At 47.7% G+C, this 22,816-nt stretch carries 18 protein-coding genes and 1 tRNA gene; 12 read left to right on the forward strand and 7 right to left on the reverse strand.

Annotated features, from left to right (window positions below; translation table 11 throughout):
• The 5 genes from VMW01_16615 to VMW01_16635 all read left to right on the forward strand — a co-directional run.
• Nucleotides 1-3,110 (forward strand): Ig-like domain-containing protein (locus tag VMW01_16615; GenBank protein ID HUW07871.1); only part of this gene is annotated, 3,110 nt, incomplete at its 5' end.
• A gap of 37 nt (nucleotides 3,111-3,147) precedes the next feature.
• Nucleotides 3,148-4,074, forward strand: coding sequence for a type IX secretion system membrane protein PorP/SprF (locus tag VMW01_16620; protein HUW07872.1), 927 nt, complete (start codon nucleotides 3,148-3,150; stop codon nucleotides 4,072-4,074).
• A gap of 34 nt (nucleotides 4,075-4,108) precedes the next feature.
• Nucleotides 4,109-6,367, forward strand: a complete 2,259-nt coding sequence (locus tag VMW01_16625) for an OmpA family protein (protein ID HUW07873.1) — start codon at nucleotides 4,109-4,111, stop codon at nucleotides 6,365-6,367.
• 375 nt (nucleotides 6,368-6,742) lie between these two features.
• Nucleotides 6,743-8,575, forward strand: a complete 1,833-nt coding sequence (gene ispG / locus VMW01_16630; GenBank protein HUW07874.1) for a (E)-4-hydroxy-3-methylbut-2-enyl-diphosphate synthase — start codon at nucleotides 6,743-6,745, stop codon at nucleotides 8,573-8,575.
• Between the two features lie 157 nt (nucleotides 8,576-8,732).
• Entirely contained in the window at nucleotides 8,733-8,906 is a 174-nt protein-coding gene (locus VMW01_16635) for a hypothetical protein (protein HUW07875.1), read from the forward strand.
• Between the two features lie 491 nt (nucleotides 8,907-9,397).
• Here the strand turns inward: VMW01_16635 and VMW01_16640 are convergent, their stop codons facing one another.
• Nucleotides 9,398-9,871 carry a hypothetical protein gene (locus VMW01_16640; GenBank protein ID HUW07876.1) on the reverse strand — a complete coding sequence of 158 codons (474 nt, stop codon included), beginning with the start codon at nucleotides 9,869-9,871 and terminating at the stop codon, nucleotides 9,398-9,400.
• 310 nt (nucleotides 9,872-10,181) lie between these two features.
• On the opposite strand from VMW01_16640, the gene VMW01_16645 reads away from it, so the two are divergent.
• Nucleotides 10,182-12,974, forward strand: a complete 2,793-nt coding sequence (locus VMW01_16645; GenBank protein HUW07877.1) for a DNA methyltransferase — start codon at nucleotides 10,182-10,184, stop codon at nucleotides 12,972-12,974.
• A gap of 431 nt (nucleotides 12,975-13,405) precedes the next feature.
• On the opposite strand, the gene VMW01_16650 is transcribed toward VMW01_16645, so the two are convergent.
• Nucleotides 13,406-13,479 (reverse strand) — tRNA-Ile (locus VMW01_16650).
• Nucleotides 13,480-13,574: 95 nt separating this feature from the next.
• On the opposite strand from VMW01_16650, the gene VMW01_16655 reads away from it, so the two are divergent.
• From VMW01_16655 to VMW01_16670, 4 genes are all read left to right on the forward strand, one after another.
• A complete protein-coding gene (locus tag VMW01_16655; GenBank protein HUW07878.1) occupies nucleotides 13,575-14,231 on the forward strand; it encodes an HAD family phosphatase in 657 nt (218 codons plus the stop codon).
• 230 nt (nucleotides 14,232-14,461) lie between these two features.
• Nucleotides 14,462-17,827 (forward strand): isoleucine--tRNA ligase, encoded by a 3,366-nt coding sequence (gene ileS / locus VMW01_16660; GenBank protein ID HUW07879.1) that lies wholly within the window; start codon nucleotides 14,462-14,464, stop codon nucleotides 17,825-17,827.
• A 49-nt stretch (nucleotides 17,828-17,876) separates the two neighbouring features.
• Nucleotides 17,877-18,260, forward strand: a complete 384-nt coding sequence (locus tag VMW01_16665) for a TraR/DksA C4-type zinc finger protein (GenBank protein ID HUW07880.1) — start codon at nucleotides 17,877-17,879, stop codon at nucleotides 18,258-18,260.
• Between the two features lie 186 nt (nucleotides 18,261-18,446).
• Nucleotides 18,447-19,115 (forward strand): lipoprotein signal peptidase, encoded by a 669-nt coding sequence (locus VMW01_16670; protein ID HUW07881.1) that lies wholly within the window; start codon nucleotides 18,447-18,449, stop codon nucleotides 19,113-19,115.
• 30 nt (nucleotides 19,116-19,145) lie between these two features.
• Here VMW01_16670 and VMW01_16675 read toward each other — a convergent pair whose 3' ends face one another.
• Together VMW01_16675 and VMW01_16680 are read right to left on the reverse strand one after the other, a co-directional pair.
• On the reverse strand, nucleotides 19,146-19,757 hold the full coding sequence (locus tag VMW01_16675; GenBank protein HUW07882.1) for a peptidylprolyl isomerase: 612 nt from the start codon (nucleotides 19,755-19,757) through the stop codon (nucleotides 19,146-19,148).
• Between the two features lie 10 nt (nucleotides 19,758-19,767).
• Nucleotides 19,768-20,223: a hypothetical protein gene (locus VMW01_16680; GenBank protein ID HUW07883.1), complete on the reverse strand. Its 456-nt coding sequence runs from the start codon at nucleotides 20,221-20,223 to the stop codon at nucleotides 19,768-19,770.
• A gap of 326 nt (nucleotides 20,224-20,549) precedes the next feature.
• On the opposite strand from VMW01_16680, the gene VMW01_16685 reads away from it, so the two are divergent.
• Both VMW01_16685 and VMW01_16690 read left to right on the forward strand, forming a co-directional pair.
• On the forward strand, nucleotides 20,550-20,993 hold the full coding sequence (locus VMW01_16685; GenBank protein HUW07884.1) for a DUF2147 domain-containing protein: 444 nt from the start codon (nucleotides 20,550-20,552) through the stop codon (nucleotides 20,991-20,993).
• Nucleotides 20,994-20,999: 6 nt separating this feature from the next.
• Complete coding sequence (locus VMW01_16690; protein ID HUW07885.1) at nucleotides 21,000-21,698, forward strand: ComF family protein; 699 nt, start codon at nucleotides 21,000-21,002, stop codon at nucleotides 21,696-21,698.
• 2 nt (nucleotides 21,699-21,700) lie between these two features.
• Here the strand turns inward: VMW01_16690 and VMW01_16695 are convergent, their stop codons facing one another.
• From VMW01_16695 to VMW01_16705, 3 genes are all read right to left on the reverse strand, one after another.
• Nucleotides 21,701-21,973, reverse strand: coding sequence for a hypothetical protein (locus VMW01_16695; protein ID HUW07886.1), 273 nt, complete (start codon nucleotides 21,971-21,973; stop codon nucleotides 21,701-21,703).
• A gap of 127 nt (nucleotides 21,974-22,100) precedes the next feature.
• Entirely contained in the window at nucleotides 22,101-22,421 is a 321-nt protein-coding gene (locus VMW01_16700) for a hypothetical protein (GenBank protein ID HUW07887.1), read from the reverse strand.
• An 11-nt stretch (nucleotides 22,422-22,432) separates the two neighbouring features.
• A partial coding sequence (locus VMW01_16705) for a hypothetical protein (GenBank protein ID HUW07888.1) occupies nucleotides 22,433-22,816 on the reverse strand: 384 nt, incomplete at its 5' end.

Genomic DNA, 22,816 nt, shown 5'->3' on the forward strand with positions numbered 1-22,816 from the left:
TTACCGTATCCATTACCATTATACCGGTAAACGATCCTCCGGTGGCCAACAACGACACCTACAATGTGGATGAAGGAGGAACATTGAACATTTCGGCTCCTGGAATATTAAGCAACGATACCGATGCCGAAGGTGACCCATTAACGGCAATATTGGTGAGCAATCCAGCACATGGCACACTCACGCTTAATGCTGATGGCTCATTCACCTACACGCACGACGGCAGTGAAACTACCTCCGATAGCTTTACCTACAAGGCAAACGACGGAACGATTGATGGTAACACTGCAACGGTATCAATATCCATTAATCCGGTAAACGATCCTCCGGTGGCCAACAACGACACCTACAATGTGGATGAAGGAGGAACGTTAAACATTTCAGCCCCAGGTATTCTTTCGAACGATACCGATGCTGAAGGTGACCCATTAACCGCCATTCTGGTAAGCAATCCAGCACATGGTACCCTTACCCTGAATGCCGACGGCTCGTTCACCTACACGCACGACGGCAGCGAAACCACCCTTGATAGTTTTACCTACAAGGCGAATGATGGAACCGTGGACGGAAATGTGGCAACAGTAACCATTACCATTAATCCGGTGAACGACATTCCGGTGGCAGTGAATGATAACGCAACCACCAATGAAGACACTCCCGTTAGTGTAGACGTTCTTAACAACGATCATCAGATTGACGAAGTTCCGCTTACGGTAACCATAACGGGCAACCCAAGTAATGGAAGTGTAGTAGTGAACGGTGATAATACCGTTACCTATACACCAAATGCTGACTTCAACGGAACGGATACCTTCACCTACCAGGTGTGCGATGCCACTCCCGACTGCGCTACGGCAACAGTAACCATAACCGTGACTCCAGTAAATGACATCCCTGTGGCCGTAGACGATAACTCCACCACCAACGAGGATACTCCCGTTTCCATCAACGTGCTTGGGAACGACACCGGCCTAGGGGATGGTGGGTTAACCGTAACCATACCAACTGCTCCGGCAAACGGAACTGTTACAGTGAACCCCGACAACACCGTAACTTACACGCCAAACCCGGACTTCAACGGAACGGATACCTTCACCTACCAGGTGTGCGATGCTACGCCAGATTGCGCTACGGCTACGGTAACCATAACCGTGACTCCGGTAAACGATGTGCCGGTGGCCATGGATGACAACGCCACCACCAACGAGGATACCCCCGTTTCCATAAGCGTGCTTGGAAACGACACCGGCCTAGGCGATGGCGGGTTAACCGTAACCATACCAGCTGCTCCGGCAAACGGAACTGTCACCGTGAACCCCGACAACACCGTAACCTACACGCCAAACCCGGACTTCAACGGAACAGATACCTTTACCTACCAGGTGTGTGATGCTACGCCAGATTGCGCTACGGCAACGGTAACCATCACCATTAATCCGGTGAACGATATCCCAGCGGCTGTGGACGATAACGCCACCACCAACGAGGATACCCCAGTTACCATCAACGTGCTTGGCAACGACACTGGCCTAGGGGATGGTGGGTTAACCGTAACCATACCAACTGCTCCGGCCAACGGAACTGTCACCGTGAACCCCGACAACTCCGTAACCTACACCCCAAACCCGGACTTCAACGGCAATGATACTTTTACCTACCAGGTGTGCGATGTTAATGGTGAATGCTCAACAGCTACAGTAACCATAACCGTGACTCCAGTAAATGACATTCCCATGGCCGTGGACGACAATGCTACCACCAACGAGGATACGCCGGTCACCATCAACGTGCTTGGTAACGATACCGGATTGGGTGACGGTGGGTTAACCGTAACCATACCAGCTGCTCCGGCCAACGGAACTGTTACCGTGAACCCCGACAACACCGTAACCTACACACCAAACCCGGACTTCAACGGAACAGATACTTTCACCTACCAGGTGTGTGATGCCACTCCCGACTGCGCTACGGCAACGGTAACCATCACCATCAATCCGGTAAACGACATCCCTGTGGCCGTGGACGACAACGCCTCCACCAACGAGGATACCCCTGTTTCCATCAGCGTGCTTGGCAACGACACCGGCCTAGGCGATGGCGGGTTAACCGTTACCATAACAAATGCTCCAGCCAATGGAACCGTCACCGTGAACCCCGACAACACGGTAACTTACACGCCAAACCCGGACTTCAACGGAACGGATACCTTTACCTACCAGGTGTGCGACGCCAACGGCGACTGCGCTACAGCAATCGTGAACATTACCATTGCTAGCGTAAACGATGTGCCAGTAGCTGTGGACGACAACGCCTCAACCAACGAAAACACCTCGGTTACTGTGGGCATCCTAAACAATGATTCTGGACAGGGTGATGGCGGTCTCAACATATCAATTCCCACAGACCCAAGCCATGGCACTGTTACAATAAATGGTGACAACACGGTAACCTACACGCCGGAAACAGGCTTTGCTGGAGGAGATACGTTTACCTATCAGGTATGCGACGCCAACGGTGATTGTGCAACAGCGATAGTTTCCATAACCGTTAACTCGCTTTACCAACCTATTGCCGTGAACGACTCCGCCTCCACTGTTTCGGAAAGGCCCGTTGTAATCTCCGTCCTTAATAACGACCAAGGGTTGGAAAATGGTGGATTAGTGGTGACCGTTATCAGCAATCCAGCCAACGGTACGGTGGTGGTTAATGCTGACAATACGTTGACCTATACACCAAACCATGGCTTTACTGGAGTAGATACCTTTAGCTATGAGGTATGTGACGTCAATAGCGAATGTGCTTCGGCAACGGTGACCGTTACCGTAAATGGATCCATCTATATTCCTGATGGGTTCTCGCCCAATGGCGATGGCATTAACGACACTTTTGTAATACCCGACCTCAACCAATACAAGAAGGTTTCCATTGAAATATTCAACCGCTGGGGGAATGTGGTCTACAAATCCGACAACTACCATAACGATTGGGATGGCAAGGCCAACGTTTCGCTTAGCCTTGGTACCGATCTTCCTGTAGGCACCTACTTCTACCTGGTAAGCATCGCCGACAATGGCAAGAAAATTACAGGATATGTATACATAACCCGTTAATTAAATGAGGACTAAAGAGATGACAAATAGACACAATATGATAAAACATATAGGTTTACTGGCTGTGGGAGTTTTTTTCTCCCTCAGCACCTTTGCCCAACAGGAGCCAATGTTTACGCAGTATATGTTCAACACGGTTGCAGTAAACCCTGCCTACGCGGGCACATCAAACGCCCTAAACCTGGTAGCCATGTCACGCATCCAGTGGGTAGGCCTTAGAGGAGCGCCCGTTACCAATACCATATCCATGGATACTCCCTTTGAGGGTAAAAGAGTGGGGTTGGGTCTATCGGTGATGTCCGATAAGATCGGCCCTGTTCAAAACCTTTACCTGAGCGCCAACTACGCCTACCGTGTTCCATTAAACGACAACATTACCCTGTCGCTGGGACTCAAGGGTGGCATCTACAACTACTATGTGGGGCTTAACAGCCTTAGCCTTGTGGAGAGCAACGATGCGGCGTTCTACCAAAATCAAGCGAAGGCGCTACACCCAAACTTGGGGTTTGGAGCCTACCTCTACGCTAACCGTTGGTATGTGGGCTTGGCCGTACCTACCCTTATTGAATCGGATCTGAACAAGAACAACACCGACGCAAATAACGTAAGCCAGCTTAAGCGGCACTACTTCCTGATGGCTGGCTACGTTATGCACATGAGTGCCGACTGGGACTTCAAGCCCTCGTTCATTGAAAATGTGGTTACAGGTGCACCGCCATCCACCGACCTCACGGCGCAGTTTCTATACAAAAATGCCTACTGGTTGGGGACATCCTACCGAATTGGGGATGCGGTTGCCTTCCTTTTCGAGTTCAAACTCACCGAGCAGCTCATGGCAGGTTACTCCTACGACGTAACCGTTTCTAATTTGGCTGGCCATAACCTTGGTAGCCACGAGATTTTGCTCCGCTACTCCTTCGACAAGCTGTCGGCCAAGAAGATAAAATCGCCACGATACTTCTAGTACCATAAGCGCTATGTTCAGAAATAATTTGAAAATGGAAATTGTTACTAAAAAACGAATGCTTGTGAAACCACTACGATATACCCTAATAGCCGTGGCTCTTGCAATGCTTGCGCCCACCATTGCTCAGGGACAAATCATGGCCAAGATGGATACCGCCCTCCTCAGGATGAAGGAGCGTAAAGCCGATCTCCTCTTCACTAAATCGGCCTACGCTAAGGCAATTGAAATATATGAGGAGCTCGCCTCCAACGGATTTGAACCAGACTCCCTGCGCCGAAACCTGGGAATTGCCTACTACAAAATTTCTGATACCCAGAGAGCCGAAGCCACCCTTAAGCCGCTAGCTGAGGGAGCCAATGCCACCGCCGCCGACTACTACTTTTACTCGGCAGCCCTGAAGTTTAACGGACGGTACGACGAGGCCGACCATTGGCTGGACAAATACCTCGCTATCGACTCCACAGACCATGGAGCCCTCAGCCAGAAAGATGCCGCACCTTTTATTCGGAAACTGCTGGAAAGAGAGCGTTACAAGATTGCGGACGTTTCCTACAACTCCACCTACTCCGATTTTGGAGCTGTGCCCTACGAGGACGAAATCATCTTCACCTCTGCGCGCCCCGATGAATCAATTGTTAAGCGCGAGGATGCCTGGAAGGATTCACCCTACTTTGCCCTATTCTCCATCAAGCAGGACCTGTCGTCGGCGGTGAAGGCGAAGCACTTTACACGCAAGCTCAACACCATTTACCACGATGGTCCAATCTGCTTTAACAGCAAGCAAAACGAGATATTCATTACCCGTAACAACTACCGCTACCACCTGCCCAGAAAGAATAAGGCCGGCGTAAATAACCTTAAAATTCTTGAGGCAAAAAGAGCGCTGGACGGCTCGTGGGGTAAGCTCAGGGAGCTACCCTTCGATAACGACAACTACTCCTGCGGCCACCCAAGCCTTTCGGCAGATGGAAATACCCTCTACTTTGCCTCCGACATGCCCGGTGGATATGGCAAAACCGATATTTACTACGTTACCCGCACCGACAAGGGTTGGTCGGCACCGGTAAACCTCGGCCCGGAAATCAACACCGAGGGCGATGAGATGTTCCCCTTTATTGGAGCCGATGGCCTGCTCTACTTCTCCTCTACCGGACACATGGGCATGGGTGGCCTCGACATATTTGTTGCCCGAAAGGATAAAAACGGACACTACTCGGTGAAGAACATGGGCTATCCGCTCAACAGCTCTGCCGACGATTTTAGCTTCTTCCTGAACAAGGATGGAAAGACGGGCTTCTTTGCATCCAACCGCACAGGCGGAGTGGGCGATGACGATATTTACTCCTTTACCATTACCGACCCCATCTCCTTTGCGCTGGAGCTGCAGGGAACCACTGCCGATTTCGACACCAAGGAGTGGCTAAGCAACGCCACGGTGACCTTGAAGTCGAATGCAAGCGGTGATTCGGAGCAGGTTAAAACCGGGGATACTCATGAATTTGAGTTTGAGCTGGAACCCGAAATGACATACACCCTTTCCGCTTCCCGCGACGGTTACCAGCCGGTTAGCATGGCCATCGACCCACAAAAGATGCCGATAGTGGACGACGTAATTTCCGTTCCAATGCTTCTTAAAAAGGTTAATGAGTATGGCATATACGGCAACGTTTACCTGAAGCCAACCATGGAGATTATTCCGGAAGTTCACATTCAGATAATAAAGAAAGACCACACCGTTGTGGCCAATTTAACTACAGCGGGAGATAAGGGCTTCAGAGTTAAGTTGGAACCCGAAACCAACTACGACGTGGTATTCGATAAGAAGGGGTTCCTCACCAAGCGCGTGGAATACTCTACCAAGGGTCGTAAACCCGGATACATCAACATTAACGAAATAGTGGAGATTGCCATGGAAAAGGTGGAACTCAACAAGACCATTGAGATCCCCAACATTTACTACGACCTCGGCAAGTGGAACATTAGGCCCGATGCAGCCATTGAGCTCGACAAGGTGGTGCAGTTCCTCAAGGACAACCCCGACATTAAGGTGGAGTTGGGATCGCACACCGACTCGCGTGGCAGCGATGAGTCCAACCTCATCCTTTCGCAGAAGCGGGCCAAGGCTGCCGTAGAGTATATTGTGAAAAACGGAGGCATCAGCGCCGACCGCATCACGGCCAAGGGTTATGGTGAAACGCGCCTAAAGAACCACTGCTCTAACGGTGTTAAATGCACCGAGGCTGAGCACCAGCAGAACCGTAGAACGGAGATTAAAATTACTGCATTCTAGTCGATTTTCATTTGCGTAATTGAAAAGTGGCCGTGGGTATTTATCCGCGGCCACTTTTTTAAAAATAATAAAGAAACAGGTAGGGACTTTTTTTGCATGGCAGTATTATAGTCAAATAGGATGTTTCACTTAATACCAACGGTCATGAAAACGTTTCTCAAAAAATTCCCCTACTCCGACGAGCTGCAGTATAGAACGCTAATTATATCATACTTTATTGTTATGGTCATCATTGTAGCCATATCGAAGTTTCACTAGTAGCCATCCCATTAGCTCAAATCTCCCAGATTTACTAGCCAACTTATCACACCATGTTTGGATTGCCCAGGTTTCCTGAAAAATCAATTACTTTGCAGGATAATTAAGGCAAAAGCAATGAGCTACTGCAACAATCTTTTCAGCTACCAACGCGCACAAACAGTGCAGGTGGAGATAGGTAACCGACCCCTCGGGGGATTAAATCCCATCCGTGTTCAATCCATGACCACCACCAACACCCTCTACACCGAGGCAACTGTGGAGCAGTGCATACGAATTTTTGATGCCGGTGCCGACTACGTTCGCATCACCGCACAGGGCATTCAGGAAGCGGAAAATCTAAAAAACATTAAGCAAGCGTTGGTGGAGCGTGGCTACAACCAACCGCTCGTAGCCGATATTCACTTCAACCCAAAGGCAGCTGAGGTGGCTGCCCAATACGTGGAAAAGGTTAGAATCAATCCCGGCAACTTTGCCGAACGCCGACCAGCTGGAACAACATACACCGAGCAGGAGCTACGTGAAGCTCAAGAAAGAATCACCACTGCACTCTCCTCATTTATTGCAATCTGCAAGCAACACCATACCGCCGTGCGCATTGGTGTAAACCACGGCTCACTTTCGGAGCGCATGGTGAACCAGTTTGGCGACACCCCCGAAGGAATGGTGGAATCGGCGTTGGAGTTTCTGAGAATATTCCGCGCAGCCGACTTTCACAACCTGGTAATCTCCATGAAGAGCAGCAATACCCGCGTAATGGTTCAGTCTGTTCGGCTACTTGCCTCTCGCATGAAAGCCGAGGGAATGGCCTACCCGTTGCACCTCGGCGTTACCGAGGCCGGGAATAGCCGCGAAGGGCGAATTAAGTCGGCGGTGGGAATAGGCGCACTGCTGGCCGACGGACTTGGCGACACCATTCGCGTTTCGCTCACCGAGGAGCCGGAATACGAAATTCCTGTTGCCCAAAAGTTGGTGAACTATTTTGCCAAGCGAACCACACCCTCCGATATTGTTGCCACAGACTTTGCACCCATAAATCCCTACTCCTATGGCCGCCTTGCATCCACCGATTTGGGTTGGATTGGCGGCAGCATACCACCACTGGTTTTCGTCCAGCTACGCGCTGGAGAAGACTTTGAAACAGCAAAAACAAGCCTTGCCTCAGCGCTGGGAGCAACGCCGCTACCTGATATTTTTATTCAACCCAGCAACACCAATAATACTATAGCCACCGTCTTCGCTTCCAATGGCTCCTTCAGCAAAGAGCTGGTCACCAATCCGGAACAGCTTGATGGAGCAGCAATGGTAGAGATTGACCACACCATGGTGGGCAATAAGCTGTTTGCAGCGTTAAAGGAAAATGAATCAGCAGTGATTATTGCAAACAGCACCACCCAAAATCCGGTAGCCGAATACCGCTCAGTGATCTATCGCCTAAGAGAGGCCGAACTTACCAACCCGATTATTCTTAAAAGAGAGTATGCCGACAACGACGTAGAGGCTTTTCAACTAAAAGTTGCCGCCGATTTTGGTGCCATGCTGCTCGATGGCGTTGGAGACGGTATTTACATTGTGGCTCCCAACATTCCTCTGGCGGAGGTGGTTACCACCAGCTTCGATATTCTGCAATCGGCGCGCGTGCGCACCACCAAAACGGAATACATCTCCTGCCCCGGCTGTGGCCGAACGCTCTACAACCTGCAGGAGGTAGCCAGCCAAATAAAGGCCCGCACCTGTCACCTCACCGGGCTCAAGATTGGCATTATGGGTTGTATTGTAAATGGTCCCGGCGAAATGGCCGATGCCGACTACGGCTACGTTGGTGCTGGTCCGGGAAAAATAAACCTCTACAAGCAGAAGGAGTTGGTCAAGAAGAATATCCCCCAGAGCAATGCGCTGGAGGAGCTCATTAGCCTAATTAGGGAGAATGGGGATTGGAAGGAGAGTTAGCAGAAGGGGATTAGGAGGTTAGGTTGTTAGGAAACTGTCGTAAGTCAGGGTGCAACTTTTTTGCATCCGATAAATAGTCGCGCCCTGACTGAATCTTAGCTGCAGCAGCTTAATTTCCCCGCCATTTATGGCGGGGCACAAGGCCAAACCCTATAATATGCGAGGGCTTCAGCCCTTTCCTACCATTGCCAAAGGGCTAAAGCCCTACATCATATTCCCTGCGTTTCCCAATCCCCGGCCTGAATACACGAGGAAAATTAGGCTGGCCATAGCCGCGCCCCAACTTAAAAAAATCCTACCTCAAACCCAGCTCTTCCTCACTTTTACCTAGAACAGGCCCCCTTTTATCCAGCCCATTTCTCCTCCAAGGGCGGTAAGCCTACCCTTGGGGGTTGGAGCGCCTCCCTTTTAGCGAGAATAACCTAGCTAATTGCGAAACAGACCTAGCAAAAAGGGAGGATATCCTAGCTCACGACCTCAAACGACCTCGCTTTTTTCTAAAGATGCCTCACTTAAAACTAGCATATCCCAACTTTAAGCGAGGCTCACCTCCCTCCGCGCTAGGTCAACGAGCCTTTTTACTTGCCCTACGAGCCTAAAACTTAGGTCAACGAACCTTTTAGTGAGCCCCTCGGCACCCAAAGTGAGGAACATGCACCTTGGTGGGCAATATTCCGCCAAGTAAGTGAGCCCTACCTACCAAAAAAGAGGGCCGGTGACCTAATCACCGACCCATATGGAAAAATTTGCGGTATCGTTTCGGTAAGGCAGGGTGCCACTTGTATACGTCTGAGAAATAGTCGCGCCCCGACTTTTGCACGTTTATGTATTTTCAACCTTTTCCCGCTTGCCCCGAGGGAATCGGTTTGCCAGCTCGGTCACCTTATCCTTTGCACCGGGATGGTGTATGCGGCTGGCATTCTTTAGTATGCTGTAGCCAACAAGGGCTGCGTTGTAGGCCTCACTACCGCTCATCATCATGGAATCGTCAATGCCGGAGGTAATGGTTTCCAGCTGGCTCGACAAGCTCCGCAGGGTAGCAAATGCCTGCAGATCCTTATCAAACTCGGCCACGTCCACAAAGCTATCGTAGAGCTGTGGTTCCTGCTTACAATACTCCAGCGCCTTCTCTACAAACGAGAGCGTTTTGTCGCCCATGCGGGCCATCTCCTGCCTATCGGTGGCCGATAGGGTTATGAGCTTTGGAATTAAAACCGTACGGAGCGTTTCTATTGCACCATTTACCTGAGCTAGCTCCTCTGCGGTTAGTGCGAATGAAATTCGATTTTCGATCATAGCTTTAATTTTTTAAGTTTTTAAAATAAAGGCTAGGTTTTATCCGTATACCGCTACCGGATAACCAAATTTCAGAAACTCAGGTTAAAAGTCAAAAAAATGGCCCTGCTAATTAGTATTCGAAACGGCACCTGCCATCTCTCCCCATGCTTTTATTCAAAACAGCTACGCCCGTTGATTATCTGTTGGTTGCGAAGCACAAAAAAGATTACTACGTGGCATTTCTGCAAAGCACAGAAAAAACGGTAGCGCCCTTTACGCGCGGGCTGGCATATTTTTAGCTAAATTGCCTATCGTTAAAAAAATAGTGATGGCTTTAGGTTGGAATGAGATTAAGGAGCGAGCGGTTAATTTTTCGAAGGAGTGGGCCGATACCTCTAACGAGGATGCAGATGCCAAACCCTTTCTGGTAGAATTCTTCAACGTGTTTGGGATAAGCCGCCGCAAGGTGGCCACCTTCGAGCATCGGGTAAAGAAGCTCGACGAGCACGATGGCTACATCGACCTGCTATGGAAGGGCACCATTTTAATTGAAATGAAAAGCCGCGGCAAAAACCTCGATAGGGCCTACCAGCAGGCAACCGAGTATCTTCCCGGCCTTAAGCAGCATGAGCTCCCCCGCTATATTCTGGTTTCCGACTTCGAAAATTATAGGCTATACGACCTCGACGAGGGCAGCGAATCGAACTTTACGCTGGCCGACTTTGTAAACCACGTGCACCTATTTGGCTTTATTGCGGGATACCAAAAAAGAGTATACAAGGAGGAAGACCCCGTAAACATAGAGGCGGCCTACCTCATGGGCAAGCTGCACGATGCGCTAAAGGAGGCTGGGTACACCGGCCACGTGCTTGAGAAGTACCTCGTTAGGCTCCTCTTTTGCCTCTTTGCCGACGATACCACCATTTTTGAGAAGCACGCGTTTCAGGACTACATCGAAAACCGAACCAGCGAGGATGGCACCGACCTGGGTATGCACCTTGCGCTTCTTTTTCAGGTGCTGAACACCCCCGGCAACGAGCGGCAAAAAACGCTGGACGAAAGCCTAGCCGCCTTCCCCTACGTAAATGGACACCTATTTGAGGAGCAGCTTTCGCTGGCCTCGTTCAACACCAAGATGCGCCAAACGCTGCTGGAGTGCTGCTACCTCGACTGGAGCAAAATTTCACCCGCCATTTTTGGCTCCATGTTCCAGAGCGTGATGGATGCCACCCAGCGCCGCAACCTTGGCGCTCACTACACCTCCGAAAAGAATATCCTTAAACTCATTCGTCCACTCTTTCTCGACAAGCTGTGGCAGGAATTTGAGGCAGCCAAGGGCAGCACCGGCAAGCTCCGCTCCTTCCACCGCAAAATTGCCTCGCTCCGCTTTCTCGACCCCGCCTGCGGATGCGGCAACTTCCTCGTGATTACCTACCGCGAGCTCCGGCTCATGGAGCTTGAAATTATAAAGGCGCTGCAAGGCTCCCAGCGGGTAACCGACGTAGCAAACCTCATGCTGTGCGACGTGGATCGCTTTTACGGCATAGAGTACGAGGAGTTTCCGGCCCAGATAGCACAGGTAGCCCTTTGGCTTATCGACCACCAAATGAACATGCTCGTTTCGCAGGAGTTTGGCGAGTACATTGTTCGCCTACCCCTGCGCAAGAGCGCCACCATTGTGTGTGGCAATGCCCTGCGCACCGACTGGGACGCCCTTATTGAGGTGCTGCCGTGGGAGGGAAAAACCGACCGCGAACAGTTTGACTACATTCTGGGGAACCCACCCTTTGTGGGAAAGCAGCTGCAAAACGAAGCACAAAAAGCCGACATGGGGCTAATATTTAGTGGCGTAAAAGTGGCGGGGGTGCTCGACTATGTGGCAGCATGGTACATAAAGGCAGCACAATACCTCCAGCGCCACAATACCGACGATTCCACCAACGACCTAAAAACCCGCGCCGCCTTTGTCTCCACCAACTCCATTGCGCAGGGCGAGCAGGTGGGCATTCTCTGGAACGAAATGTTTAACCGCTACCACATCAAAATTCACTTTGCCCATCGCACCTTTAAGTGGAACAATGAGGCCAAAGGGAATGCCGGTGTTCACGTGGTTATTGTTGGTTTTTCGAACTTCGATATTCCAGAGAAATTTATTTATGAGTACACCGAAGCCAAAGGAGAACCGCATGAACTAAGGGTAAGAAACATTAATCCATATTTGGTGGAGGGAAAAGATGCTTTTATTCCAAGTAGGAATAAACCAATATGTAGCGTTCCTGAAATGTCATATGGAAGCATGGCCAACGATGGTGGTAATTTATTGTTAAGCAACGAGGAACGAGATACCCTTATACAAATAGAACCTAAATCTGAATTGGTAATAAGACCATTTATAGGTTCTCAAGAATTTATAAACGGAATCAAAAGATGGTGTATTTGGCTCAAAGACATTCAACCCAACGAGTATTCAAACTTAAAAGAGGTATTGAATAGAATTAAACTAGTTAGAGAATATCGATTAAAAAGTTCAAGAGAAACTACACGAAAACTAGCTGACTTTCCATCATTATTTGGAGAAATACGGCAACCTACAACTGATTATCTATTAATTCCAGGTGTATCTTCAGAAAACAGAAAATATATTCCAATAGGATTTTTAAAAAATGATACAATCGCCAGTGATCTTGTTCGAACTGTACCTTTTGCCAGCCTTTATACATTTGGCATTATTACATCATTAATGCACATGACCTGGGTGCAGTATGTTTGCGGCCGTCTTAAAAGTGATTTCCGCTATTCAAGCTCCATTGTCTACAACAACTTCCCCTGGCCCGAAAACCCCACGGCCAAGCAGCGGGAGGCCATAGAGCAGGCGGCGCAAATGGTGCTCGATACGCGCGCAACATTCCCCGGCAGTAGCCTCGCCGACCTCTACGACCCGCTCACCATGCCCCCCGCGCTGGTTAAGGCCCACCACCAGCTCGACAAGGCAGTAGACCTTGCCTACCGCCCACAACCCTTCGTAAGCGAAACCAAGCGCATAGAGTTCCTTTTCGACCTCTACGACAAATACACCGCCGGGCTTTTTGCAAAGGAGAAGAAGAAAAGGGTAAAAAAGTAGGTGCTTGCTATAATAAGTCAGGGTGTGACTTGTATGCATGAGAGAAACAGTCACGCCCTGACTAATTCTTAGCTGCAGCAACTTAATTTCCCCGCCATTGATGGCGGGGTGTGCCTATAAACCATGAAAAAGGCGAGGGCTTCAGCCCTTTTCCGCCGTTGCCAAAGGGCTAAAGCCCTACGTTTTATTTCATGCGTTTCCCTATCCCCGGCCTGAAGGCGCGGGGAAATTTAGGTTGGCTATTAGTTAAGGTGTGTCTTGTATGTGTCATATAGTCGCGCCCTGACTGAATCTTAGCTGCAGCAGCTTAATTTCCCCGTCATTTATGGCGGGGAACAAGGCCAAACCCTATAATATGCGAGGGCTTCAGCCCTTAATCTGGCAAGGCTAAATGCAAAAACTCCGAACACTTAACAGTGTCCGGAGTTCTGTGGGCCCAGTTGGTATCGAACCAACGACCCTCTGATTATGAGTCAGATGCTCTAACCGACTGAGCTATGGGCCCAAGGACTTTCCCGTTCGGAAAAGTTTTCCTTATTTTGCGCTGCAATATTACGCATTTACAACGGATTTGTCAAGACCCATTTTCAATTTTTTATAATGCACACCACCATTACCGAATTGCGCAACACATCCATTCGCAACATTATCTTCGACCTAGGCGGGGTTATCCTACCAGTTGATTACCACCTAACCATTCAAAAATTTGAGGAGTTTGGCTTTACAAACTTCCAGGAAACCTTTACCCAGGCTACTCAAATAGACCTGTTCGATAAGTTGGATAAGGGTCTTGTTGAACCGGAGGTTTTTAGAACCACCATCCGCACTATTGCTGGCAAAAACCTCTCCGACTCCCAAATTGATGAGGCTTGGAATGCAATGTTGTTGGATTTTATCCCATCTCGTCTGAACGTTTTAGCGCGAGTAAAGGAGCACTACAACACTTACCTGCTTAGCAATACCAATGCCATACACTACCCAGTTTACCTCAAACAGCTGAAGGCACAAACGGGTATCGCATCGCTTGCCACCTTCTTCAATAAGGAGTACTACTCACACCTAATCCATCTCCGCAAGCCGGACAGGGAGACCTTTGAGCTTATCCTTCATGAAAATTGGCTCAAACCGGAAGAGACGCTATTTATCGACGATACGCTTCAGCACGTGGAGGGTGCCCGAAAAGCAGGGCTTAAGGCCTATCATCTAAAGGTAAACGAAGGCGAGTCCATTGAGCAGCTATTTGCCCATCTGCTCTAGCATACCTCCCTATATTTTATGACCAAACCTGCCGTTGACCAATAAGTTGGCAGTTTGAAGGCCAAAAATTTGATATTTCTTCACCGAAGCATATCTTTGTGGGATTTTAAAAAATTAGCCTACCCAATGTCGATTGAAACTGTCTCTAAACCACAATGGTTGGATAGTTGAAAATATTGGAACAGGCAGTGTTGCAGAAAAAAGTAGTAAGAGAAAAAATATAGCAGTCAATGAGTTCTAAATTTCCAGAATACAAAGGGTTAGACCTGTCGCAGGTAAATAAAGATGTTTTAAAAACCTGGGGCGAACACGATACCTTTCACAAGAGTCTCAAGATAAGAGAAGGACACCCCGCATTCGTATTTTACGAGGGGCCACCTTCCGCAAATGGTATGCCGGGGATTCACCACGTAATGGCCCGTACCATTAAGGATGTATTCTGCCGTTACAAAACTCAGCAAGGATTTCAGGTTCATCGCAAGGCCGGTTGGGATACCCATGGGCTACCCGTGGAGCTAGGTGTTGAAAAGATGCTTGGCATTACCAAGGAGGATATTGGAAAATCCATTTCGGTAGAGGAGTATAACCAAACCTGCCGCCGAGAGGTTATGAAGTATACTGACCTCTGGGAGGACCTTACCCACAAAATGGGTTACTGGGTCGACATGGAAAACCCATATATCACCTACGACAACCGTTACATAGAAACACTTTGGAACCTCCTCAGCCGACTCTACGAAAAGGGTCTTCTATACAAGGGTTACTCCATTCAACCATACTCACCGGCAGCAGGTACCGGACTTAGTACCCACGAGCTCAACCAGCCCGGATGCTACCGCGACGTGAAGGACACTACCCTTATTGCCCAATTCAAGGTAACTCGGGATGCAAAGAATGAATTCCTGTTTCAAAATGCCGATGCTGACGTTTTCTTTATCGCATGGACAACTACACCGTGGACGCTTCCTTCCAACACGGCTCTTGCCGTTGGAAAGGGAATTACCTACCTGCGCGTAAGAACATTCAACCCATACACCTCTTTGCCGGTCGTTCTAATTCTTGCCAAGGAGTTGATGGGCAACTTCTTCCCCGAGAAGAACAAGGAGCTCAGCTTCGACGACTATAAGCCGGGCGATAAGAATATCCCGTTCAAGGTGCTTTCGGAGCATAAGGGCTCCGATTTAGAGGGATGCCGCTATGAGCAGCTAATGCCCTACCAGCAACCCACCGATGGCGATGCCTTCCGCGTTCTGGTTGGCGACTTTGTTTCCACCGAAGACGGAACAGGTATTGTGCACATTGCCCCCAGCTTTGGTGCCGACGACTTCCGTGTTGCCAAGCAAAATGGTATTGGCTCACTAACCTTGGTTGACAAAACCGGACGCTTCATTGATGGTGTGGGTGAATTCAGCCACCGATTTGTAAAGAACGAATACGACGATAGCATTCCCAAGGATGCCGCAACGGTGGATGTAGACATTGCCGTGAAGCTGAAAATGGAGAACAAGGCGTTCAAAATTGAGAAGTACGAGCACAGCTACCCCCATTGCTGGCGCACCGACAAGCCCGTGCTCTACTATCCGCTCGATAGCTGGTTCATTAAAACAACAGCTCTTCGCGACCGGATGATTGAACTCAACAACACCATCAACTGGAAGCCACAAAGCACCGGAACCGGTCGCTTTGGAAAGTGGCTCGAAAATTTGGTTGACTGGAACCTTTCGCGCTCTCGCTACTGGGGCACGCCGTTACCCATTTGGGCCACCGCCGACCAAAGTGAGCGCAAATGTATTGGCTCCGTGGCTCAGCTCAAGTTGGAGATGGAAAAATCGGTTAAGGCTGGCTTTATGCAAAGCAACCCGCTGTCCGGTTTTGTTGAAAGCGATTTTAGCAAGGATAATTATGATAAGTTCGACCTCCATCGTCCTTTCGTCGACGACGTAGTTCTCGTTTCCGATAAAGGTGAAAAGATGCTCCGCGAAACCGACCTCATCGACGTGTGGTTCGACTCCGGTGCCATGCCCTACGCTCAAGTTCACTTCCCATTCGAAATGGATGAGAAAGAGTTGATGCAGGTTTTCCCCGCCGACTACATTGCCGAGGGAGTTGATCAAACTCGAGGATGGTTCTTCACCCTTCACGCGCTCTCCACCATGCTCTTCGACTCTGTTGCTTTCAAAAACATCATCTCCAACGGGTTGGTGCTCGACAAAAATGGCAACAAGATGAGCAAGCGCCTTGGTAATGGGGTTGATCCTTTTCAGGCCATAGAACAGTATGGTTCCGACACGCTACGCTGGTATATGATTACCAACTCTCAGCCTTGGGATAACCTAAAGTTTGACCCAGCCGGAGTTGATGAGGTTAAGCGTAAATTCTTTGGAACGCTTTATAACACCTACTCCTTCTTTGCGCTGTATGCCAACATCGATGGATTCCAGAACAAGGAGGCTGAAGTCCCCGTAAGTAAAAGGCCGGAAATCGATCGCTGGGTGCTCTCTTTGCTTCAATCGCTAATAAAAGAGGTAACCGACGCTTTCGAAAACTACGAGCCAACGAGGGCGGGTCGGGCAATTCAGGATTTTGTTACCGAAAATCTCAGCAACTGGTATGTACGCCTCAACCGTAAACGCTTTTGGGGTGGCGAATACAACCAAGACAAGATTGCTGCATACCAAACCCTCTACACCTGCCTCGAAACGGTTTCTATGTTGGCGGCCCCCATTATCCCTTTCTATATGGATAAGATTTTTACAGACCTCAACAAGGTTTCGGGCAAGCATACGGAAGAGAGCGTTCACCTAGCCAACTTCCCCAAGGGCAACGAGCAACTCCTCGACAAAAAGTTGGAGTTGCGGATGGACATTGCTCAACGGGTATCGTCCATGGTGCTGGGTCTCCGCCGAAGGGTCAACATCAAAGTACGTCAACCACTCACCAAAATCATGATTCCAGTTCTTGACCAACAGATGCAGGAGAGCATTGAAGCAGTAAAGGACCTAATCCTTACTGAGGTTAATGTAAAGGAGCTGGAATACATCACCGATACAACGGGAGTGCTGGTAAAAAAGATTAAACCAAACTTTAAAACCCTTGGGCCAAAGTTTGGCAAGCAAATGAAGGAAATTGCCAACACCCTGGCGACCTTTACCCAGGACGATATTTTTAAGATTGAGGCTAACGGCGTGTATGTTATCCCATCAAGTGCTGGCGAGTTAACGCTTACCCTTGAGGATGTAGAAATTCTTTCGGAGGACATTCCCGGTTGGCTAGTGGCTAGCGAAGGTCGCCTTACGGTTGCGCTTGATATAACCGTAACCGAGGAGCTTCGGCAGGAGGGCATTGCTCGCGAGTTAATTAACCGTATTCAAAATATCCGCAAAGATATTGGCTTGGACGTAACCGATAAGATTATAATTCGTATTGGTAAGAATTCTACCATCGATGATGCTATACTAAAGCATCGCAGCTACATATCAACTCAAACTTTGGCTGTTGATATCTTGTTGGAGGATTCCGTAAACGGCGAAGGCTCGCAAGAGATTGAACTTGATACCGAAATGGTAACCAGAATAAGGGTTGACAAAGCAAGTTAAGCTTTGACGGTTTTAAAATTTTTATATCTTTAAGAAAATTTTTTAGGCTATGGCTGAAAAAGAGAAGACAAGGTACTCGGATGAGGAGCTTGCAGAATTCAAGGAAATAATTCTGCAAAAACTTGAAAAGGCCCGCAGGGATTACGAGACGCTTAAAGCTTCCATTACAAATAGTGAGAGCAACGACACTCAAGATACCTCACCAACCTTCAAGATTCTTGAAGAAGGGGCTTCAACGCTTTCAAAGGAAGAATCGGGAAAGTTGGCTCAGCGGCAGCTGAAGTTTATTTCTCACCTAGAGGCAGCACTCATTCGCATCCAGAACAAAACTTACGGCATTTGCCGTGAAACTGGAAAATTAATTTCCAAGGATCGCTTGAAGGCGGTTCCGCATGCCACCTTAAGCATCGAAGCAAAGAATAGCCAACAGTAGTATTCGTCTCTGTTGTGAAAAAAGCCGACAGGAAATTTCTGCCGGCTTTTCTGTGCTTTATGGGGAATATGCCCATTAATTGACCTTGCAAGCCATCACTGGGTTCTATATTTTACTAGTTTTGCATCTGCCATGGCGAATGCCCAAACCATTCACCATGCCAATTATACATTCCATTTTGAGGCTATGAGTATAAAATCTTTCAAAGTAAAGCAACCCAGCGTAATGCAGCTTGCAGCCATAGTGGTTGTGGCGGTGCTGCTCCTCGACCAGTCTGTTAAGTTCTGGGTGAAAACCAACATGATGGTTGGCGAATCAATCCGCGTTTTTGGCAACTGGTTTTACATCTATTTTGTGGAAAACAGAGGAATGGCCTTTGGTATGGAATTTGGCGGAGATTGGGGAAAGCTTGCCTTAAGCCTATTTCGTATTGCGGCAGTAATCGGTATTGCTTGGTATCTCAATGCGCTTTCAAAAAGCAACGCTTCAAAAGGATTAATTATCGGGCTCGCACTTGTTATGGCCGGAGCTCTAGGAAATATTATTGACTCTGTATTATACGGGTTGATATTTAACGATCCCCTTGGTGGAGTGGCCCAACTCCTTCCCGCTGGAGGCGGATATGCCGCATTCCTACACGGTAAAGTAGTGGATATGCTCTATTTTCCATTAATTGAGGGCTCCTACCCATCGTGGATTCCCTATTTGGGCGGACAAGAATTCATCTTTTTTCGACCAATTTTTAACGTTGCCGATGCCTCCATCAGCGTTGGCGTTATCTACCTCATGCTTTTCCACCGGAAAGAACTCTTTAAGGATGAGTCAAAAAAAGAAATTATTACCACCGATAAATGATAAGACAAACCGGAGCATCCCTCCGGTTTTTTACTTTTCAATTCTCATCCATCTAATGACAACAGGAGAAACAAGGTATTGACCGGTATCTGGCAGTTGATGGATTTTTCTAACCACATCCATTCCTGAAACAACACGACCAAAGGCAGCAAAGCCTTGTCCGTCGGGGTTTCGGCGTCCACCATAATCCAACTCCGGCTGGTTGCCAAGGCAAATAAAAAACTCCGTAGAGGCCGTTCCCGGCTCAAGACGAGCCATGGAGATGGTTCCGTCGACATGGAAAAGGCCGGTTTGAGAAGTGGGCTCGTGAGCAATTTCCGAATACTTTGCAATCAGCGAATCGTTGAAAAGGCCACCCTGGATAACCTCTATTTTGTGCTGGGCGGCTGGCTGGTTATTCAGCCGAACAGTGCGATAGAAGTAGCCGTTTTTATAGGCACCCCGCTCCACCAACTGCAGGAAATTTTTACTCGTGACCTTTGCCCTTACCGTATCAACGGCAACCACAATGTTACCTAGCGATGTTGCAATAATCACCTTGGGTTGCGAAGGAACCCTACATCCACCTAAGATGAGAAAAAGCGCCACTGGCCAAAAACCAATAAGCGCTTTTCTATTTATTATGGCTAATTCCAAAACCAAAAATGCAATGTTAGTCCTCAGCCCTCCTAAGGTAATCGTCGAACATTCGACCCAACCGCCTCAACTCCTTCTGTGGACCAGCGATTATCAGCGGGTTGTCGGAATGATCAATGGTAACGGTATCTTCGTATAGCAACAGTAACTTTTTCATTCCACTTTTATAGCGGTAGCTAAGCAGGTTGCCTTCATCCGAAACCTTCACAAACCCCATGGCTTCCATGATCTTCTCCAAATGAATTCGCTCCTCCTCAAACGATTTGTTTATGTAAACCTTCTTTTTTGCAAAACCAATAAGTGGAAAAATGAGTGAAATACCACCACCAAAAATCATGTACATCCATACTATTGACATCTGGAAGTCCTTAAAGGGTTCTGGTTTCATCAGTTCAAAAACGATGGTTAGCAATCCAAGAAAAAGGTAGAAATACAGCAAATACTTGGCAAGTCTTCTTATGTACTGTTTCATCACAAACTATTTTAATGGTTGAATTAAAGAATTATAAACGATAAAGAACTCTTGCGTAATCATAACAAAAACAAAAATAGCGAATCGTACGATGCTAAACCAATAACCTCCCAATATTTTTAGCCACAGCTCTTTCAGATGTATTCGTTTTAGGTAACACAACCTTATCCCAAAGTACTGTAAACTTGCATATAAGTTATCATTTTTATGCATAAGCTAATGCAGATTTTCTATGAATTACTATCTTTCACCCAAATGGAGATCAATATCAATTTTGGTGTTCACCATATGAGTTTTTACTATTTCCCAACTTTAACTTACAACTTATGAAAAAAATTCTTCTTGCCCTTGCTGCCGTTCTTATGACCGGGACCGTTAGCGCACAAAACGAAAATACCATTGTAGGTTACTGGCTTACCCAGGACAAGGATTCAAAGGTTGAAATTTACAAAGCGAAGGATGGTTTGTTCTACGGAGCCATTCGGTGGTTGAAAGAGCCAAACAGGAATGGTGCCCCCAAAAAAGACGATAAAAATCCTCAGGAAAAACTCCAAAGCAGGGCCATTCTTGGATTGAGCATCCTAAATGGTTTTCATTACAACCAAGAGGACAAGGAGTGGGTTGACGGAACCATCTACGATCCAAAGTCGGGAAAAACCTACAAGTGCCTGATGTGGTTCGATGGAAATTTTACCACCCTTCATGTTAAAGGCTACATTGGCTTCTCCATTATTGGAAGGGAAGTTAGCTGGACAAAAACAAATCTATAAAACACAATGGTAGCAAGGTGGCTACAAAGTATTACAGGTCTTCTTTACCCCAACCTTTGTGCAGTTTGTGGCACACCACTGGTTGGCGGTGAAGAGGTAATGTGCACGGGTTGCAGCTACCGCATGCCTAAAACCAGAAACTGGCATGATCCTGAAAACGATGTGGCTAAAATATTTTGGGGCAGGGTGCGCCTTCAGCACGCTTGCGCCTATCTATATTTTCGGAAGGGAAGCCGATATCAAAAATTGCTGCATAAGCTAAAGTATGCCGGCCGAAAGGACATAGGCCGATATCTAGGGCAGCAGTTTGCACATGAGCTTACGGCTGTTACCCCATTCAAAGACATCAGCGCCATTGTTCCTGTTCCGCTACACCCCAAAAAGCAAAAAAAGCGCGGTTATAACCAGAGTGAATGGATTTCGCTTGGTCTTTCTGATGTGCTTAATCTGCCCGTGGTAAATGATATCCTTAAGCGTGCCGTATTCACCGAAACTCAAACCCGAAAAGGGCGCATGGAGCGATGGGAAAATGTGTCGAATGTTTTTGAAGTCGATAACCAAAATGGTCTTCCCGAAGGAGCCCATATCCTACTTGTTGATGATGTAGTAACCACCGGAGCAACGCTAGAGGCGTGCGCTCAAGCCCTTGTCGAAAAGGGTAACTACCGAGTTAGCATTGCCACCATTGCATTTGCAAGCCAATAATCCTAAAACATGTAGAATAGAGCCAGCTGTAAAAGGTTGTTATACTGCCCCGAAACACGGCGGTATGTTCCCGACGGACCGGTACCGCGTATTGGCGTGATTGAATAGCTATACTTGACCGATGCTCCAGCTTGCTTCCAAATGTAATACTTTACCCCCACCTGAGCACTTAGCTCAAAGAAGTTGAATTTTGGCGAATCGATTGGTGCAAGAGGTCCTAACTCGGTCTCTTCTCTCGAATGAACAAGGATGCCAAATCCCAAACCACCTTCCATTTATAATCGTGAAAACAAATGATGTTGAATTTTAAAAACGAATCGTGCAAAAATAATTACACACATACAGTGCAATAGTAATAAAAAAAGCCACTCAATAGGTGGCTTTTTAATTGTTATTTGAATACTATTTTAATAGTGTTATAATAGTATCTAATGTGTCGATGCCTACGTTATTTGCCTTGTCTAGTGCTTCCGAACCCTGTTTGAGTATGGCTGACTCCTCAGGTGTAAATTCAACCTCCCTGGTTAGCGTGTTAAGGTCTATGGTAGTGGAGTATTTAAACCCTACCTCTGTGCGCTGTAGGTTTAAGCTCTTTTGCTCCAACTCGCTAAAATCCACCTTATCTACAATACTCTTTACTAGCTGCATGGTGGCTACGTTATGCCGCTCTGGCAATATACCTGCGTATATTATAGCCATTCTGTCTTTAAATGTAAGTATCATATAAATTGCTTTTAAGTTGCTCTTCTAAATATACCATCATCACTAATATACAACGCTTTTAAATTATTTCCGCCTGAAGTCTTTGGCATATAGAAATAATCTAAATGAATGGAATTTGCGGTCATTTCTGCATACAATCCGTTATTATAATCTATTCTGAACCTGTCCGGTTTAATCGTAGTAGTAGCTGTATTCACACCTAATCGGTATGAATTAAATGTCATTACTGAGCTTTTTACGCTATCAGTGTCAACAAGCTCATCTAACTTGGCCGCATCTTCGCCATTTGAATTAAAGAATTGAAGAGAGTTTGTGCTAGAGTCAATTACTATTCTCTTACCGCTGTTGGCACTCGACAGCTGCGCCTTTGTCATTACTACAACTCCATTCTTATC

It is taken from the genome of Williamwhitmania sp. (assembly GCA_035529935.1).
GTDB lineage: Bacteria > Bacteroidota > Bacteroidia > Bacteroidales > Williamwhitmaniaceae > Williamwhitmania.

What these genes read in the sequence shown, in the direction of transcription:
- VMW01_16695 (HUW07886.1), bottom strand. Translation starts at nt 21,973, where the DNA reads ATGGAAGGTGGTTTGGGATTTGGCATCCTTGTTCATTCGAGAGAAGAG.
- VMW01_16670 (HUW07881.1), top strand. Translation starts at nt 18,447, where the DNA reads ATGAGTATAAAATCTTTCAAAGTAAAGCAACCCAGCGTAATGCAGCTT.
- VMW01_16625 (HUW07873.1), top strand. Translation starts at nt 4,109, where the DNA reads ATGGAAATTGTTACTAAAAAACGAATGCTTGTGAAACCACTACGATAT.
- VMW01_16655 (HUW07878.1), top strand. Translation starts at nt 13,575, where the DNA reads ATGCACACCACCATTACCGAATTGCGCAACACATCCATTCGCAACATT.
- VMW01_16700 (HUW07887.1), bottom strand. Translation starts at nt 22,421, where the DNA reads ATGATACTTACATTTAAAGACAGAATGGCTATAATATACGCAGGTATA.
- VMW01_16665 (HUW07880.1), top strand. Translation starts at nt 17,877, where the DNA reads ATGGCTGAAAAAGAGAAGACAAGGTACTCGGATGAGGAGCTTGCAGAA.
- ispG (HUW07874.1), top strand. Translation starts at nt 6,743, where the DNA reads ATGAGCTACTGCAACAATCTTTTCAGCTACCAACGCGCACAAACAGTG.
- VMW01_16680 (HUW07883.1), bottom strand. Translation starts at nt 20,223, where the DNA reads ATGAAACAGTACATAAGAAGACTTGCCAAGTATTTGCTGTATTTCTAC.
- VMW01_16645 (HUW07877.1), top strand. Translation starts at nt 10,182, where the DNA reads ATGGCTTTAGGTTGGAATGAGATTAAGGAGCGAGCGGTTAATTTTTCG.
- VMW01_16620 (HUW07872.1), top strand. Translation starts at nt 3,148, where the DNA reads ATGATAAAACATATAGGTTTACTGGCTGTGGGAGTTTTTTTCTCCCTC.
- VMW01_16690 (HUW07885.1), top strand. Translation starts at nt 21,000, where the DNA reads ATGGTAGCAAGGTGGCTACAAAGTATTACAGGTCTTCTTTACCCCAAC.
- ileS (HUW07879.1), top strand. Translation starts at nt 14,462, where the DNA reads ATGAGTTCTAAATTTCCAGAATACAAAGGGTTAGACCTGTCGCAGGTA.
- VMW01_16640 (HUW07876.1), bottom strand. Translation starts at nt 9,871, where the DNA reads ATGATCGAAAATCGAATTTCATTCGCACTAACCGCAGAGGAGCTAGCT.
- VMW01_16685 (HUW07884.1), top strand. Translation starts at nt 20,550, where the DNA reads ATGAAAAAAATTCTTCTTGCCCTTGCTGCCGTTCTTATGACCGGGACC.
- VMW01_16635 (HUW07875.1), top strand. Translation starts at nt 8,733, where the DNA reads ATGCGAGGGCTTCAGCCCTTTCCTACCATTGCCAAAGGGCTAAAGCCC.